This window comes from Corynebacterium sp. 13CS0277 (assembly GCF_002994655.1).
Taxonomy (GTDB): Bacteria; Actinomycetota; Actinomycetes; order Mycobacteriales; family Mycobacteriaceae; genus Corynebacterium.
In genome coordinates this window covers 34,663-49,711 of the sequence record NZ_PPDL01000023.1, presented here as the reverse complement: position 1 = coordinate 49,711, position 15,049 = coordinate 34,663, and the positions used below count along the sequence as shown (strand labels likewise).

Here is a 15,049-nt window from a genome sequence, read left to right as displayed (position 1 = left end):
CTACTCACATTCTATGGGCATCCGCAAGGGCCCTATGAAGTAGGTAACACTTCGGGTCATTCGAACGCGACACGCCGCCCAGACACACATTTTGTCGTTTAACCCGTGTGGCTGCACCGGGGCGTTGGACGTTGGGGGCGACTGCAGATCCCCTATAAGCCGGATTCTGTCCCGCTACTGCGGGGGCGATCATCCATCTGGGGTCACCATTGCTGGTGCCCTCAAGCTGCCTACCCGCACGTTGACACTGGCGCGTGCCCAGCATCCCTGCCCCTCATTACGAGGGGTGGAGGGATCTACGTGCCCGAAACACCACTGGTGGTGTCGCGGCTTGGCATTGCTCCCGGTGGGGTTTACCTAGCCGGCCCAGTCACCTGGGCCGCTGGTGCGCTCTTACCGCACCTTTTCACCCTGACCTGCCGTGGCAGGCGGTCTGTTTTCTGTGGCACTGTCCCGCAGGTTGCCCTGGGTTGCCGTTAGCAACCACCGTCACGCATGTGGAGTCCGGACTTTCCTCGACTGCCGGCGGCCCCACCGCGACGGGTGGGGTGTTCCGGCGGCCGCAATCGCCCGGGGTTCATGCAGTCGCACCCTGGAATGTTACCCCACGGCGCCGATGAGTTTGACGGAGGTTGGCCCGTCAGCATAGAACTCGGCGATGGACAGGCTCGCGAGGTCGAGGTGGAGCCGGTGGTAGAAGCTGGGCCCGGCGTCGAGCGCGATGCGCAGGAGGCTCTTGATGGGGGTGACGTGGCTGACGACGACGACTCCGGTGGCGCCGTAGGTGTCGGTGATGTGGGCGAGTGCTTTCTTCGCCCGGCGGTAGGCGGATTGGAGGGATTCGCCGCCGGGCGGGGCGACGGAGGTGTCGCTGAGCCAGCGGCTGTGGAGTTCTTCGTCGGCGGCGTGGGCTTCCGCGAAGTCGAGGCCTTCCCACGCGCCGAAGTCGAGTTCGTGGAGGAGCTCGAGGGTGTCGACTGTGAGACCGAGGGCGTCGGCGATGTGGTGGGCGGTTTGTTGGGCGCGCAGCTGGGGGCTGGCGACGATGGCGGTGATGTCCTCGCGGCCGGCAAGCATCGCGGCGAGCCGTTCGGCTTGGGTGTGCCCGAGGTCGGTCAGCGGCGGGTTGGAGCCATTACCGCTGTAGACGCCGCGCTGGGAGTGTTCGGTTTGCCCGTGGCGGGCCAAGTACAGGCGGGTCGGCGCCATGGTGGCCCACCCCAGCTGCGGGGTCGACGGCACGCCCGCAGGTGCGGCCGTGGTCTCCTTCTCAGGGGCACTGAGGTCGGCGATGCCGTAGCCGTCGAGGTAGCCGGCCTCGTGGCCGGCGGCGCCGGCGTCCATGGCTTTGTTGGCGAGCTCGTCGGCGCGGGAGTTTTTCGCCCGCGGCACCCACGTGTAGCTGACCTGCCCGATCTGGGCGGCGAGATCCCGGCATTCGATGGCCAATGCCCGCATGTCGGGGTGTTTGATTTTCCACCGGCCGGTCATTTGCTCGACGACGAGTTTGGAGTCCATGTGGACCGCCACGGACTGCGCACCGAGGGCTTGTGCTGCGCGCAGCCCGTTGAGCAGCGCCCGGTATTCGGCGACGTTGTTGGTTTCTTCGCCGATGAATTCCGCAATGCGGCCGAGGACGCGTTTTCCGTCCTCGCTGAGGATGACGGTGCCGGAGCCGGCGGTTCCGGGGTTGCCGCGGGAACCGCCGTCCGCTTCAATGACGAGCCGCATAAGCGTGACCTTTCGGGTGAGGTGGGGGTTTAGCGCACGAGGAGGGTGCCGCACTCGGGGCAGTGCGGCAGCTCATCGGCGGGGGTGGCGAGGATCTCGCGGACGGCGGTGGGGGCGAGGTGCACGTGGCAGCCGCGGCACACCCGCCCGGTGAACAGGGCGGCGCCGACGCCCTGGTCCTCGCGCTGGGTGTCGTACTCGGCGAGGACGTCCGCGGGGATCTTCTCCCGCAGCGCGCGGATCTTCTGTTCGCGTTCCTCCCGGACGCTGTCGTAGGCGGCGCGGGCGGCGTCGAGGGCGCGGCGGGCGGCGGCAATTTTCTCATCGAGTTCGTCGGAGTGGGCGCCGGCGCTGCCCTCGTTGAGGGCGTGGGCGTCGATGCGGGCGACGAGCGCCTCCCGGGAGTCGAGCAGGGTGGCGAGCCTGCGCCGCGTGGAGACGAGGTCGTGTTCGAGGTCGCGGCGGGTGTCCTGGTCAACCGCCGCGGACAGGCCCTTGACGTTGGCTTTTTCGCGGCGGCGGAGTTTGTTGATGTCGGCGTCGAGTTTGCGCAGTTCCAGCTCCACGTCGGCGGCCCGCATGTGGCTGGCGGCAGAGCTGTCGCGCAGGCGGGCGCGTTCCTGGAGCAGTTCCTGGTACTGCTGCTCCTCGGGGAGGTCCTTGTCGGCGGCGACGGTGAGGTCGGCAGCCGCCAGTTGGAGCAAGATGCGTTGCGCATCGGGGGAAAGCTTCACGTCGGTTCCTTCACACAAATACGGGCATACGGCTGGGTGGGCTCTAGTGGGCGGAGAGCACCCAGGGGTCGGTGCGCAGCTCAATGATGCTGGTCTCCACACCGGGCAGCTGCTGCTGCAGGATCTGCTGCGCCTGGTACACCCAGGGGAATTCGCTCGCCCAGTGGGCGGTGTCGATGACAGCGGGCCCGCCGGCGCGCAGGAATTCGTCGACGGGGTGGTGGCGCAGGTCGGAGCTGACGAAGCAGTCAACGCCGAGGCTGCGGACGGTGTCGAGGAAGCTGTCGCCGGAGCCGCTGGCGACCGCCACGGTGCGGATGATGGCCTCCGGGTCGCCGGCGGCGCGCACCCCCCACACGGTGGAGGGCAGCCGATCGGCGACCTGCTGGGTGAACTCCGCGAGCGTCATCGGCTCCGGGAGGGTACACACCCGCCCGATGCCCACATCGGAGGGGGCGTGGGCGACCTGCGCCACGCAATCGTAGGCGGGTTCCTCATAGGGGTGCGAGTCGAGGATCGCGGCCCGAATGGCGGCGCGGCGGGCGGCAGGCGCGACGAAGCTGATGCGGGTCTCGTCGGTGGTGTGGCGCTCGCCGATGGTGCCGGCGGTGGGGTGGGCGCCCGGCTGGGGAGTGAATTGGCCGGTGCCCTCGACCCGGTAGGCGCACTCGCTGTAGTCGCCGATGGTGCCGCCCCCGGCGGCGAAGATCGCCTCCTGGACGGCGTCGACGGCGCCCGCGGGGACGTGCACGCCCCACAGGTCGACCCCGTCGGCGGGTTTCGGTGCCAGCGGGGCCCCGGGGATGAGGCCCAAGGTGGTGGCCAGTTGGTCGTTGACGCCAGGGCGGGCGGCGTCGGCGTTGGTGTGGGCGGCGAACAGTGCCACCCCGCCGGTGAGCAGCCGGTGGAGGACTTTCCCCTTCGGGGTGTCTGCCGCGATGGAGGTCACGCCCCGCAGCAGCAGCGGGTGGTGCACGACCAGCATGTCGGCGCCGCGGGCAACAGCTTCGGCGGCGACGGCGTCAGTGCAGTCGAGGGCGAACGCCACGTGGCGGACCTCAGCATTCGGGTCGCCGCACACGAGCCCGACGGCATCCCAGCTCTCTGCCAGGTGCGGCGGGTAGGCCTGGTCGAAGACGGCGCGCACATCGCCGACGGTCATCCTGCTCACGGGGGTTCCTTTACATCCCTATTCTTGGTCAACACTCGTCACCAGCACCGCGCGGCGACAAGCGCACCGGCGCGGCGTTGCTAGTGGAGAGCCTCAATCGTACTGCCCCGGGCGGGGCGGGGCGTCGACGATGTGACGCAGGGCCGCCACGAGGCCCTCGCGGGCGTCCGCACCGCGGGCGGCGAGCCGCCAGTACTGCTCCCCCAGCCCGGGGAAGGTGTCGCAGCGCCGCACCGCCACCCCGCGGGCGCGCAGGCGTTCCCGCACGGCGCGGCACACCTCCGGCGGCCAGGGCAGCCGCACGAGCACATAGGGGGCGGCGCTGGGGCAGGCGGCTGTGATGCCGAAGGGGGCGAGGGCGGCAAGGAGGGCAGCTTTTTCTTCCGCCGCCTGCTGCGCAATGGTGGCGTAGTGCTCGTCTGCGACCTGCGCGGCCCACTCGACCGCGGCGAGCTGCAGACTGCTCAGCGGCCAGTGGGGGCGGCGGGCGGCGAGTGCCGCCAAGAGGTCCGGGTGGCCGACGGCGACCCCGCAGCGCAGCCCCGCCAGCGCGAAGGTTTTCGTCAGGCTGCGCAGCACCAGCACGCGCTCGCGCGCGGCCGCGAGCGGCAGGGCGCTGCTCACCCCCGGGGAGACGTCCGCGAAGGCCTCGTCGACGATGAGCAGGCCGGGGCCTGCCAGGCGGGCGAGGAGTTCGGGGTCGAAGGCACGCCCGGTGGGGTTGGTGGGGTTACCGATGATGAGCCCGTCGCCGGCGCGCGGCGGCGCGGCCGCGAGTGCCCCTTCCAGGGCGGCACCATCCCAGGGGGCGGGCAGCACAATGCGGCGCGTGGGCACCCCCTGCGCGCGCAGCGCGTCCTCAGGTTCGCTGAACCCGGGGTGCACCACCAGCCCGCGCCGGAGCAACGCCGGCAGCAGGGCGAAGCCCTCACTCGCCCCGCTCAGCAGCAGCGTGCGCTCCGCGGGCACCCCGAGGCGCGCCGCGATGGCGGCGGTGGCGGCGGCCAGGCGGTGCCGGTCCGGATAGGCGCCCAGCCGTGGCAGTTCGGCGGCCAGCGCCTCCTCGAGGGCGGCGGGGGGCCGTGTGCTGCGCACGTTGACGGCGAAGTCGATGGTCGCACCACGGGCATCATCGTCGCCGTGGTGTGCGCGCCCGGCGCCGGCGGGGGCTGTGGGCTGGGAGGATGCGGCACCGTCTGCTGCGGGTGGGGGCTGGTTCACAGGTGGCAGTCTAGGGCAGTGACATACTGGTGGGCATGCAGGCGGTGCTCATTGATGTGGATGGCACCCTGGTGGATTCCTTCCCCGGGGTCACCGAGTCGTACCTTCACGCCCTCAAAGCCACGGGCGGCACCCACCCGGAGGGAGTGCCGCTGCGGCGGATTCTGGGCCCGCCGATGGTGGACTCGCTCACCGCGGCGGGGGCCAGCGATGTGGCGGCCGCACAGCGGGCCTACCTGGAGGCCTATGGGGAATCCGGCTGGTCGAACTACTCCGTCTACCCCGGGGCGCGGGAATTCCTCGCCGCCCAGCGGGCGCGTGGCCGGCTGCTGGCGACGGCGACGAGCAAGGGCGCGCACTTCGCGCGCAAAGTACTGGCCCACGCGGGCCTGTTGGAGTTCTTCGATGTGGTGGCCACCGCCGGCACGCCCGGCGGGCAGCAGTTCCCCACCAAGGCGGACGTGGTGGGCGAGGCGCTGCGCCAGCTGTCCGCCGCGGGCGCCAGCGAGTTCGTCATGCTGGGCGACCGGGTGCACGATAGTAGTGGGGCGCATGCCCACGGCATTCCCACCATCGCCGCCACCTGGGGTTATGGTGACAGCGAGGAGTGGTCGCGGGCAGACGCCCGGGCCGAGGATTTTTCTCACGCAGCAAGGATCATTGATGAGCTTTTCGGATAGTCTCAGCCACGCGCAGGATCCCCGCACGGAGTCCGTCTATGTGGTGTTCGTGTGCACGGGCAATATTTGCCGCTCCCCCATGGCGGACGTGATGTTCGCCGACGCGATCGATGACGCCGGGCTGTCCAGCCAGGTGCGGGTGGCGTCCTGCGGGATGGGTGGCTGGCATGTGGGCCAGGGTGCGGATCGCCGCGCCGTGGAGCAGCTGGCCCGCCTGGGCCACGATGGCACCCGCCACCGGGCAGCCCAGCTCGGCCCGGAGCACGAGGACGCGAACCTGTTTGTGGCGATGGATGCCGGGCACGTGCGTGAGCTGCGGGCCGCCGGGATCACCAAGGAACGTATCCGGCTGCTGCGGAGCTTCGACCCGGCGGCCGCGCCGAAGGCTGAGGTCGCCGACCCCTACTACGGGGGCGAGGAGGGCTTCGTGGAGGTCGGTGAGCAGATTGCCGCGGCCCTGCCGGGGTTGGTGGCGTGGGCACGGGCGGAAGTGGAAGATTCTTCCGACCGCTAAACCCCGATTGTCTTTGTTGAGCGACTCGTGTCAGGAACTTTTAGCATGCGCGCAGCGTGGAGAACATTCCTCAAACCCGGCTGGGTGATCACCGCCGTCGCCGTCATCGGCTTCGCGTATCTCGCGTTCACGGTGCTGGCCCCCTGGCAGCTCGGCAAGAATGCCCGCACCGCGGAACGCAACCACAACATCGAGGCCGCCTTTGAGCGCGCCCCCATCGACGCGGCCGAGGCGTTCGGCCCCTCAGGGGGCCTGCGGGTGGATGAGTGGACGCGGGTGACACTCCACGGCCACTATGTCGACGACGCGCAAGTGTTGGTGCGCATGCGCCCCCTCGACGGCCAGCAGGCCTACCAATCGCTGGTGCCTTTCGTCACCGATGGGGGGCTGGTGCTCATGCTCAACCGCGGGTTTGTGCCCGCCACCCCGAACGTCGCCCCGCAGCTTCCTGCCCCGCCGTCCGGGGAGGTGACGGTGACGGGTTTTGCCCGCCACACGGAGGGCCGGCCCACGACCCCTGCGGTGGAGCGCGATGGCTTCCAGCAGGTGGCGGGGATTTCCACGCACGAGGTGGCGGAGCTTCTCGACCAGCCGCTGGGCACGGACTATGTGCAGCTGGCGGCGGATCAGCCGGGTGGGCTCACCGCCATCCCCCTACCCCAGTTGGAGCCGGGCCCCTACCTGTCCTATGGCATTCAGTGGATTGCGTTCGGCATCATGGCCCCGCTGGCGCTGGTGTATTTCGTGCGCGCGGAGCTCAAGGAACGCCGGGAGGATGCCGCAGGCACCGACTCCGACTCGGACACTGCTGCTGATTCCTCCCCGGAGGCGCAGCTCCCCGCCGCCCCCGAGGACACCCCTGCGCACTCGCCCAGCGCGGACGATCTCCCGGCCGCAGCACCCCAGCCGCAACAGCGCCGTGCCCGGCGCGCCCGCTACGGCAACCGCCCGGACCACTACAAGGGCCTGGCGGAGGAGGAACGCTTCTAGCCCGAGGCCCTCCCCCACACGCTGGCAGCGATGGAGGCCGAGCGTTGCCATGGGGTGTGGTCTGCTCGCCCGGACTCCTCTCGCCTGTGCTGCGTTTCCTCCGCTCGCAGGTACCGCCGTATGTGTCGGCACCTGCCCCATATCCGAACGATGGAAGGACCCTCATGAAGTTTCTCACCCGTACTGCTGCCGCGCTGCTCGCCGCCACCATGGCTCTGCCCACGTCTGTCAGCGCCGCAGCGCCTTCCGACTCGTGGTCCGATATGTCGCCCGAGGAGGCCCTTGCCCAAGAGCAGGCACTCCTCGACTTCTATCGGAGGGATCTGCCGACGAGGCCCTGTTCTTCCATCGCGGACGTGGTGCAGCCCAATAGTTCTCCCTACGCGCCTGGTTCGATCACTCGCGAGGAATTCCGGGCGTTGGGGAACGCAGGCTTCGCCGCGCAGATGACGACTCCCGCGGCGAGGAAGTTCACTGCCGCGCAGAAACAGCGGGCGCGGGGAATCTTCGACGCGACGATGGCGCTCTGGGACAACAAGCTCACCGAGTGCGGGGGTTCAAGGACTCCTTGACGCCTGGCGGCACGACCCCGCCGGCGGGCCTGCGGCAGGCGGGAAGCTTCGGCGGCTCGTCGCTGTCCTCCTAAAGGACCCCATCTCAGCCCCAGCCACCCCTGGTGGCTGGGGTGTCTTTGTGCCACGCCCACACGCGCCGCCGCGTCTCACGAGTAGTCATGGGGTCCTGCGGAGGTGCGTGCGGGGTCTAGCGGTGGCGGCGCTTCCTGCGGCTGCGCAGCAGGTGGCAGGCGAGGAGGTCGCCGATGGCGTCGGCGGCGGCAAGAAGCTCCGTGCGGCGCGCAAGCCGCACGGCCTGGGGGATGGTGTCGGTGGTGGGGGCGGGCCCGTAGCCGAGTTCGGGGCGGTGCTCCACCCCGTGGGGGTAGATGGTGGTGCCGCCGAGACGGACTCCGAGGGCGCCGGCGGCGGTGGCTTCAACGGGGCCTGCGTTGGGAGAGGGGTGGGCGCTGGCCTGTTCCCGCCAGGCTTGTCTGGCGACCGCGTGGTTCTCCCCGGCGAGCAGGACGTGGTACATCGCCGTCAGCCGGGCGGGGATCCAGGCCAGCACGTCGTCGAGGCGGGCGGCGGCGGTACCAAAGCGGCTGTAGCGTTCGTTGCGGTAGCCGACCATCGCATCGAGGGTGTTGACACAGCGGTGGAGGACGACTCCCGGCGCGCCGGCGAGTGCCGCCCAGACGATGGGGGCGATGGTGGCGTCGCTGGTGTTTTCTGCGAGTGATTCGACGGTGGCGCGGGCCATGCCGGCGGCGTCGAGGTGCTCAGGGTCCCGGGAGCACAGCCACGGCACCCAGCCGCGGGCGGCGTCTTCGTCGCCGGCGGCGAGGGCGGCGTGCATGTGGGTGCCGGTGCGCTCCAGGGTGGCGGCCCCGAGGGCTGCCCAGAGGCTGGCTGCGAGGACGACGGGGCGCGGCAACACCTTGGCAAGCCACGCTGTGGCGACAACGGGCGGGATGCAGGTGGCGGCGACGTAGACGGCGCCGGCTGTGGTGGTGGGCCGGTAGGTGTGGCGTTCCACCCAGGTGGCGTAGCGGCCGAATAGGGCGACGGGGTGGTGGTGGGTGGGGTCCGGCAGGATCCGGTCGGCGGCCACCCCGACCGCGATGCCCACTGCCCGCCCAAGGTAGGTTGTCATGCCGCTTAGCTTAAACGCTTGCCCGCGCCCGGTCTCCGCCCACGCCCCGCGCCGGGAAGAGCCCCGGCGGCCCCTACGGGGTGGGGCTGTGGGTGTCCTCGGTGGCGGCGTCGGCAGCGCTGCGCAGGAAGCTGGTGACCTGCTCCTTGCTAGCGCCGGCTGCAGCTCCCCGGTCGGCGGGCGTGCCGCCGGTGGCGACCTTGTGGCCGTAGAGGGTGATGGTGGCGTGTTGGGGGAGCCCGCCGAAGCTGAAGGGGTAGCCGATGCCGTAGCCGGCGTGCTCGTAGAGCTTGGTGAACACCTCGCAGGTGGCGGCGTGCGCGAGGCGCCGGCAGGCGCGGGGCGCATCCCACACGGCATCCCCCTCCCCCGCGGTGAGCAGCAGCGGCGCCTGGAGGGCGTGGATGTCGATGGTGGCGGCGGCGAGTGCGTCCTCGGTGGCGTGCTCGCGGGCGCGGCTGTAGAAGCTGCCGATCTCCCAGGGTTTGCCGGTGAGGGTGGGTTGGAGGAACGCCTGCCAGCCCACGCCGAAGCTACTGTCGGCGGCGAGCGCCTCCCGGTCGCTGAAGGTGGGTTCCGGGCGGCGGGGGTGCGGGGTGAGGGTGACGATGTCGCTGGGGGAATGCGCGACGACGGCGTAGAGGTCCTGCGGCGCGGTGCGGCTGATCTCCCCGGCGAGCAGCAGTGCGAGCTCCGCGCCGCGCCCCATGCCGACGAGGGCGATGGGCCCGCAGGCGGCGATGAGGTCGCGGACCTGGGCCAGGCAGTCGGCGACGGCGATCTGCTCCCCCGCGCCGAGCGCCCAACCGGCGGTGAGCACGCGGAAGCCTTCGCCTGCGAGTTCCGCTGCGGCGGCGTCGAGGTCCGCGCCCTCGGGGTGGGGTTGGCCCACCGCGTCCCCGAGGAGCAGCACCACGGGGTGCCCGGCACCCCGGGTGGGCTGGTAGCCGCCGAAGCCCGCGACCGCGAAAGGTGCGATGGTGCGGGAGAAGATCCGCTGCACCGTCGTCATCGCCCCCGGCTGCCCCTTGGTGCGGGCCGTCACCGTGAGCGTGATCCCTTTCGCCCCGTGGAGGCAGAACCCCACCCCGGGGCCGCTCATGACCCACACCGGCCCGAGGCTGTGCGCCGGGTGCCAGGCGGCGGTGCGCGGCAGGCTGGTGGCGGTGTCGACGTGGCCTGTGGCGTCGGCCTGGAAGCGCTGGGTGGTTTCGAAGACGTGGCCGGCGTGATCGGTGGCCTGGTAGGCCAGGTGCACGATGGCGCCGGGGTCGACGTCGCCGACCTGGATGGGCAGCGGCGCGTTGATGGCGGTGATCGGCTGGACCTCGAGGTGCATGTGCGCCGATTGTAGTCCGGACCCCCGCACGTGCGCGCCGAAAACCCACACACCCCCACACCGCGACCTGGCACAACAGGTTCGCCACGGTGGCATATCCCACCCAATCGGGCAGGAGCGGACACGCTCGGCACCATCCCCGCTGGGCCGCGGACAGCCGTCCACTCCCCCACGCGCGCAGCGCCGCCGGCCACCGGGCACACCACAGGCCCACATCCGCCCCACACACGCACCCGCTGGGCCGCCGGCGCCGCACCGCGCGTGCGTCACATCTGCTACCGGGGTGTGTGGCGGTGGACGTGTGTTGGTTAATCTATCTACATCGGGTACCCCACGGGGCACCCAGGGGACGCCCACAGGTTGTGCCACCCTCGCCGATCGCGCGCGACTCACGCCGCACCCGCGCGCGGGACACACCCGGGCTGCCCGACCTTCGTTTGTTGTGTTTTTCTCGCGGCTTGGACGTGATTGACGTGTTGTTTTCCTCCCCCGCCCGCACCTCGACCACCCGCCGGACAACCCCCGGCCTGTGGCGGGGTGGAGTGTTGCTGGCGCTCATGCTTCCCGCGCCCACCCTGGCGGCGTGTGGGGGCGAGGATACGGCCGCGGGCCCTTCCACACGGACGACGGTGCTGGCGCCGATGACGAGCATCAGCGCAGAAGACCTGCACGCCACAGGCACCCCGCAGGTGGTGGGCCCCAACCAGGACATCCCCCTCAACCCCGGGGCGCGGGCGATGGAGTGCCAGCATTTTGAGCTCACCGAGCAGGGCCAGCAGAAGAAGGTCGACCAGGGGGTGGTGCACCTCGCCGCCGTGGAGGACACCCACAAGGGCCCGCAGGTGACGTTCTACTTGAACGATTTCCTGCCCGCAGATTTCACGGCGACCGTCGTCCAGCTGGATGGCACGAAGAGCCTCGACGAGGCCACGGCACCTGCAGTGCGCCGACTGGTGGTGCGGGAGGCGCAGCTGCAGGAGAACTACCTGAAAATTGAGGGGCAGGACCGCACCTTCATCGGCGATTTCTACACCCTCTCCCCCGACGAAGGGCAGGCCACGGTGGTGATCCCGGCGCAGGATGCGACGACGTTCCGTTTCGACGAGCAGACAGTGGCGGGCCTGGTCGCCGGGGACCGCATCAGCCGCTGCCACCTCCCCGCCACCCCCGGCGAGCCGGCACCGCAGGAGCCCACCCCGGAGGAACCGCCCGCGGACGAGCCGCCAGCGGCGGACGCCGCGGAGAACGTGGAGCCGCCGGCAGAAACCCCCGAACCACCCGCCGAGGAAGCGGCGCCGGAGGAGTAACTGCTCCGCGACCGGCCACGCAGCACCTCACCCAAAAGACACGACGACGCCCGCCACGGATGACCGAATCCGTGGCGGGCGTCTGTGCGCGCATCGTGCGCGACACCGGGGGCTGGGGACTAGCCCGCAAGCCTCTCGTCGTCGTAGAGCCCCGAGGTCTCCTGCTGCGAGTACGGGTCGTTGAACCTGTTGACTCGGTAGAAGAGGTCCTCGGTGTTGCGGCGCGCGGTGCGCCGGTTGCCCTCAGCGATCTCGATGACATTGTCGGTGCGCTGAGTATTCGTATTCATTGCATTGATGGCGTTCATGGTCTCGAACATAACTAGCCTCCCTGGAGGAATCCTGAAAAATCTCGGACGGTCAACCCAGAGCTTCGTGACACCACGGTGAGGGTTTACCTTTCGACCCAGAGTAAGCAATGTTGAACCCCTATATCCACTGCTAGGCAGCAATACGTCACACCATAAGCATGGCGCACACCACGCGTCGAGGGGCGGAAAAATCGCCTCAGAGCTGCACCTTTTCGGCCTCACCTGACCACGAAACCCACCCCCAGGGACACCTCCCCATAGTGGTAAACATCATAGTTTTCAACCATCAGAAACGCATGTGGGGACCCCTAAAAAGGTCCGACAACCTGCACCTATCGAGCGATAGGCCACGTCCCACTGGGCACAGGAGTCACAGTAGATGTCACGTCAACGCCGACCCGCAGCCAACAAGAACCCACCCGAACAGGCCGCCAGAACGGTAGACATGTCATTCACTACAAGACATAATCTGCAGAACCCGCAGTGAATGCCATACATTTTGGTGAATAATTATCATTGCCCTAGGCTTAAGCGCCCATTTCGGCGTCCGCGCCCCCGCGTGAAAAAAAATGGGCCTCCCCCACGAAACGACCTGCCCTGTGAGGCGCCAGCAGCCCAACCCCTTCCCCAGAGCCAAGACCGCACAGACCCACCGATCGGGGCCGGCTCCGCAACTCTTGCAAGGGGCCGCGATCTACTCCTTTGAGCCCTGCGCATACGAAGCACGATTACGCAGCACTCGTTCGACAGACGGGAGGGCCCATTCGCCCCTGGGCACTTCCCGCCCCCTCGACAGGGACCGCCGCGTTGAGTGTGTACAGCGAAAGGCTCACGTCACAGAGGCTCCGGCTGACCCCACCCACTTCCCGGCGACGACGTTCCCGTCCACGCGCACCCCTCATCGCCGGCGCCAACCAACATCTGCGCCACATCGAGCGCACGAGCGCCCCAGCAGCTTGCACAGATGTGGATCCACCCCGAGGGAAGTCTTGGCGGTCGCGCCGCCCGCCGCGCCCCTGGGGTGCATGCACAAGCGACCCACATCGACGCCGCGCGAGAAACTACTCCGGCAGGTAGAGCTACTGGCCGCAGCGACAGTGTGGGAATCGACCGCTTCGCCAGTTGCCTCATCTCGCGACCCACCAGCCGGGTGGCGGGGCATGAAAGTGACCATGGCGCCCCCTTCGCTGTGGAGGCACATCCAATTCCAGACCCGACCTAGAATCGCACCACTTTTCCCTGGCCACCAGGACTTAACTCGGTCAGTTGTTCGATGGAAGCAGCCTGACGATCCGGCAGCATCGGATATAAAGACCACCTGTATACGCCATGACCCAGGAGGACTCCCCCGAGTGCCTCCTCACCAACGAAGAAAGCCTTCACCATGGACCTTCTCACGACACTGTACGTCGCAGGCCTCATCAGCCTGCTCGTCTACCCGCCCCTCGGCCTCGTCCTGATCCTCGTATCCGCCATCGCATCGACTATCGACACGGCACGCATCTTCAAAGAATGGCTGAAGTGGCGCTGACCCCTGTCAAGCACCATGTCATTCTTCATGATCAGCGCCACCAAAAATGCGAGCTCCAACCCCACGAGTCACACACCATCGCAGCACACAACTGCCCAGACGACCGCGCTAACCGTCCACGGCAACCACCCCGCTATCATCCTCCACGCCAAAGCACTGATGAAGCTGCAGCTACCCCACCTCTAGCCCTCAGTAAAAAGCCGAGTACTCTCGCGGGCATGGCAAAAGCCACTTGCGCCGGGTGGGGCAAGTGGCTTCGACGTGGTGCGCCCTGACGGGTTCGAACCGCCGACCTGCTGGGTGTAAACCAGCTGCTCTTCCAGCTGAGCTAAAGGCGCGCTGTGCGGCCGCGGCACGCGGCCGGGCAACGGGGTATTACTGTAGCACGCCGACCCCGGGGTCGGGTGAGGGCCAGCACTACCGGCTGTGGCCTGGGTGTTTAGCGCCCGCCGCCCTTGACGAGGCAGGAGCCCTGCCAGTCGCCGAGGCGCTCCGCGGAGGTCTGCACCATACCGGCGGTCTGGGCGGATTCCTGGATGACGCCCGGGTCGATCGCGCCGGCTTTCCCGGCACCGGGGGTGAGCAGCCAGACGCGGCCGCCGTCGCTCAGGGAACGCAGGGAGTCGACCATGCCGTCGACGGGGTCGCCGTCGTCCTTGCGCCACCACAGCAGCACGACGTCAACCATCTCGTCGGTGTCTTCGTCGAGGAGTTCCTCGCCGATGGCGTCTTCGATCGCTTCACTGATGGCGCTGTCGCAATCATCGTCCCAGCCGACTTCCTGGACCACGTCGTCGGACGAGATGCCGAGCAGTCGGACGTAGTCGTGGGTTCCGGTCATGCTTTCGCTCGAAGCGTCAGCCACAGTGGTTGTTCCTCCTCATGAACGCCCCGCGCAGCAGCGCCCCCATTTTTCTCTTCTGGGGCACTGGTTGGGCGTGGCGGAAGTGGTTGTTTGTTTCTTGCTGTTTCGCAGCTGTCTCGCATGCAGCGAGACCGAATGTTTCTTACCTTACCTTTCTTCGCCTGCTTTCTCTAAGAACCCACCTGCGCAAAGTGCGCGCCACCCCACCGAACCCGCCACGCACTCACCCCATCGGGCCTGCGGCACGCGCCCTGCCGCCGCCGGCACGCGCTGCCGGGCGGGCGGCCATGCGCGTGGGTGATGCGGGCGCTGTGAAGACTGCGGGGTGAGCGTTTCCCGGGGCGCCTGGTACCCCCGCGGGCGGCGGCCGGTGAGGCCTGTACGCTGCGGTATCGCCCGGCGGCTATACGGTTTCCCCTCACCCCCATTATTGTGGGAGGAGACGTGGCACGTGCAGTGCACGACACATGACGGAAGTGGTCTTCTTTCAAGGAAGCTTTTCGCTTCTCCTCCCCCACCCGCCGTCGTGTTCCCGCAGCCATCGCCACCCGCAGGGTCTCCTTGCGGGGTGAGGCTTGCGGGTTTTGTACTGTATGTCCCCCTTTCACCCCCTTGTCCACACAGGGCGGAAACCGCACCCGGCCCTCGGCGCGCACAGTGTTGTTGCGTGCCGTGCTGAGTGGTTTCCCGTGCGTGATGGCACCCGGCGGGCATCTGCGGCCACTGTTGTGGTGCGCATAATGCTGCTGGGTGTGGTTGCGCTGTGAGGGTTCGGGCCTCATCGTTGCAGGTGACGGCGCTCGTCTGCGGCACCGAAGGTGCTTGTGCAGCGTGCGCGGGTCTTCTGCGACTGGTGGCGCCTGGGAGTTGTACAACCACACACGAAAAACCCACCCGGTCGTGGATCGCTGCCTGCAGCGCGCCCGCCGCCCCAGGGTGTCCTCC

Annotated in this window: 14 protein-coding genes, 1 tRNA gene and 1 other RNA gene; 6 read left to right on the top strand and 10 right to left on the bottom strand. The window is 68.8% G+C overall.

The window, feature by feature from the left end:
- Positions 1 to 139: 139 nt before the first annotated feature.
- The 5 genes from rnpB to C1Y63_RS10120 all read right to left on the bottom strand — a co-directional run bounded on the left by rnpB (position 140) and on the right by C1Y63_RS10120 (position 4,857).
- Positions 140 to 583, bottom strand: an RNA gene (gene rnpB / locus C1Y63_RS10140) — RNase P RNA component class A.
- Between the two features lie 17 nt (positions 584 to 600).
- A complete protein-coding gene (locus C1Y63_RS10135) occupies positions 601 to 1,731 on the bottom strand; it encodes a bifunctional RNase H/acid phosphatase (RefSeq protein ID WP_106016340.1) in 1,131 nt (376 codons plus the stop codon).
- A gap of 29 nt (positions 1,732 to 1,760) precedes the next feature.
- Positions 1,761 to 2,465, bottom strand: coding sequence for a zinc ribbon domain-containing protein (locus C1Y63_RS10130; RefSeq protein ID WP_106016339.1), 705 nt, complete (start codon positions 2,463 to 2,465; stop codon positions 1,761 to 1,763).
- 43 nt (positions 2,466 to 2,508) lie between these two features.
- Positions 2,509 to 3,627 (bottom strand): Nif3-like dinuclear metal center hexameric protein, encoded by a 1,119-nt coding sequence (locus C1Y63_RS10125; protein ID WP_106016338.1) that lies wholly within the window; start codon positions 3,625 to 3,627, stop codon positions 2,509 to 2,511.
- A gap of 102 nt (positions 3,628 to 3,729) precedes the next feature.
- On the bottom strand, positions 3,730 to 4,857 hold the full coding sequence (locus C1Y63_RS10120; protein WP_106016337.1) for an aminotransferase class I/II-fold pyridoxal phosphate-dependent enzyme: 1,128 nt from the start codon (positions 4,855 to 4,857) through the stop codon (positions 3,730 to 3,732).
- Between the two features lie 35 nt (positions 4,858 to 4,892).
- On the opposite strand from C1Y63_RS10120, the gene C1Y63_RS10115 reads away from it, so the two are divergent.
- From C1Y63_RS10115 to C1Y63_RS10100, 4 genes are all read left to right on the top strand, one after another.
- Positions 4,893 to 5,537, top strand: a complete 645-nt coding sequence (locus C1Y63_RS10115) for an HAD hydrolase-like protein (protein ID WP_106016336.1) — start codon at positions 4,893 to 4,895, stop codon at positions 5,535 to 5,537.
- On the top strand, positions 5,521 to 6,051 hold the full coding sequence (locus tag C1Y63_RS10110) for a low molecular weight protein-tyrosine-phosphatase (RefSeq protein ID WP_106016335.1): 531 nt from the start codon (positions 5,521 to 5,523) through the stop codon (positions 6,049 to 6,051). Before C1Y63_RS10115 ends, C1Y63_RS10110 begins: the two co-directional genes overlap by 17 nt.
- Positions 6,052 to 6,096: 45 nt before the next feature.
- Positions 6,097 to 7,041, top strand: a complete 945-nt coding sequence (locus tag C1Y63_RS10105) for an SURF1 family protein (RefSeq protein ID WP_106016334.1) — start codon at positions 6,097 to 6,099, stop codon at positions 7,039 to 7,041.
- A gap of 164 nt (positions 7,042 to 7,205) precedes the next feature.
- Entirely contained in the window at positions 7,206 to 7,613 is a 408-nt protein-coding gene (locus tag C1Y63_RS10100) for a hypothetical protein (protein ID WP_106016333.1), read from the top strand.
- Positions 7,614 to 7,803: 190 nt separating this feature from the next.
- On the opposite strand, the gene C1Y63_RS10095 is transcribed toward C1Y63_RS10100, so the two are convergent.
- A complete protein-coding gene (locus tag C1Y63_RS10095) occupies positions 7,804 to 8,751 on the bottom strand; it encodes a CobD/CbiB family cobalamin biosynthesis protein (RefSeq protein WP_106016332.1) in 948 nt (315 codons plus the stop codon).
- Between the two features lie 73 nt (positions 8,752 to 8,824).
- Positions 8,825 to 10,090, bottom strand: coding sequence for an acyl-CoA thioesterase/BAAT N-terminal domain-containing protein (locus C1Y63_RS10090; protein WP_158256149.1), 1,266 nt, complete (start codon positions 10,088 to 10,090; stop codon positions 8,825 to 8,827).
- A gap of 458 nt (positions 10,091 to 10,548) precedes the next feature.
- Between C1Y63_RS10090 and C1Y63_RS10085 the strand changes: the two genes are divergently transcribed.
- Positions 10,549 to 11,397: a hypothetical protein gene (locus C1Y63_RS10085; protein WP_106016330.1), complete on the top strand. Its 849-nt coding sequence runs from the start codon at positions 10,549 to 10,551 to the stop codon at positions 11,395 to 11,397.
- Between the two features lie 119 nt (positions 11,398 to 11,516).
- On the opposite strand, the gene C1Y63_RS10080 is transcribed toward C1Y63_RS10085, so the two are convergent.
- Positions 11,517 to 11,717, bottom strand: a complete 201-nt coding sequence (locus C1Y63_RS10080; RefSeq protein WP_106016329.1) for a hypothetical protein — start codon at positions 11,715 to 11,717, stop codon at positions 11,517 to 11,519.
- A gap of 1,375 nt (positions 11,718 to 13,092) precedes the next feature.
- Here C1Y63_RS10080 and C1Y63_RS12740 point away from each other — a divergent pair.
- Positions 13,093 to 13,239 (top strand): hypothetical protein, encoded by a 147-nt coding sequence (locus C1Y63_RS12740; RefSeq protein WP_158256148.1) that lies wholly within the window; start codon positions 13,093 to 13,095, stop codon positions 13,237 to 13,239.
- Between the two features lie 262 nt (positions 13,240 to 13,501).
- Here the strand turns inward: C1Y63_RS12740 and C1Y63_RS10075 are convergent.
- Both C1Y63_RS10075 and C1Y63_RS10070 read right to left on the bottom strand, forming a co-directional pair.
- A tRNA-Val gene (locus C1Y63_RS10075) sits at positions 13,502 to 13,577 on the bottom strand.
- A 101-nt stretch (positions 13,578 to 13,678) separates the two neighbouring features.
- On the bottom strand, positions 13,679 to 14,080 hold the full coding sequence (locus C1Y63_RS10070; protein ID WP_106016328.1) for a DUF3052 domain-containing protein: 402 nt from the start codon (positions 14,078 to 14,080) through the stop codon (positions 13,679 to 13,681).
- Positions 14,081 to 15,049 lie beyond the last annotated feature (969 nt).

What these genes read in the sequence shown, in the direction of transcription:
- C1Y63_RS10135 (WP_106016340.1), bottom strand. Translation starts at nt 1,731, where the DNA reads ATGCGGCTCGTCATTGAAGCGGACGGCGGTTCCCGCGGCAACCCCGGA.
- C1Y63_RS10125 (WP_106016338.1), bottom strand. Translation starts at nt 3,627, where the DNA reads ATGACCGTCGGCGATGTGCGCGCCGTCTTCGACCAGGCCTACCCGCCG.
- C1Y63_RS10115 (WP_106016336.1), top strand. Translation starts at nt 4,893, where the DNA reads ATGCAGGCGGTGCTCATTGATGTGGATGGCACCCTGGTGGATTCCTTC.
- C1Y63_RS10110 (WP_106016335.1), top strand. Translation starts at nt 5,521, where the DNA reads ATGAGCTTTTCGGATAGTCTCAGCCACGCGCAGGATCCCCGCACGGAG.
- C1Y63_RS10105 (WP_106016334.1), top strand. Translation starts at nt 6,097, where the DNA reads ATGCGCGCAGCGTGGAGAACATTCCTCAAACCCGGCTGGGTGATCACC.
- C1Y63_RS10100 (WP_106016333.1), top strand. Translation starts at nt 7,206, where the DNA reads ATGAAGTTTCTCACCCGTACTGCTGCCGCGCTGCTCGCCGCCACCATG.
- C1Y63_RS10095 (WP_106016332.1), bottom strand. Translation starts at nt 8,751, where the DNA reads ATGACAACCTACCTTGGGCGGGCAGTGGGCATCGCGGTCGGGGTGGCC.
- C1Y63_RS10090 (WP_158256149.1), bottom strand. Translation starts at nt 10,090, where the DNA reads ATGCACCTCGAGGTCCAGCCGATCACCGCCATCAACGCGCCGCTGCCC.
- C1Y63_RS10080 (WP_106016329.1), bottom strand. Translation starts at nt 11,717, where the DNA reads ATGTTCGAGACCATGAACGCCATCAATGCAATGAATACGAATACTCAG.
- C1Y63_RS12740 (WP_158256148.1), top strand. Translation starts at nt 13,093, where the DNA reads ATGGACCTTCTCACGACACTGTACGTCGCAGGCCTCATCAGCCTGCTC.
- C1Y63_RS10070 (WP_106016328.1), bottom strand. Translation starts at nt 14,080, where the DNA reads ATGACCGGAACCCACGACTACGTCCGACTGCTCGGCATCTCGTCCGAC.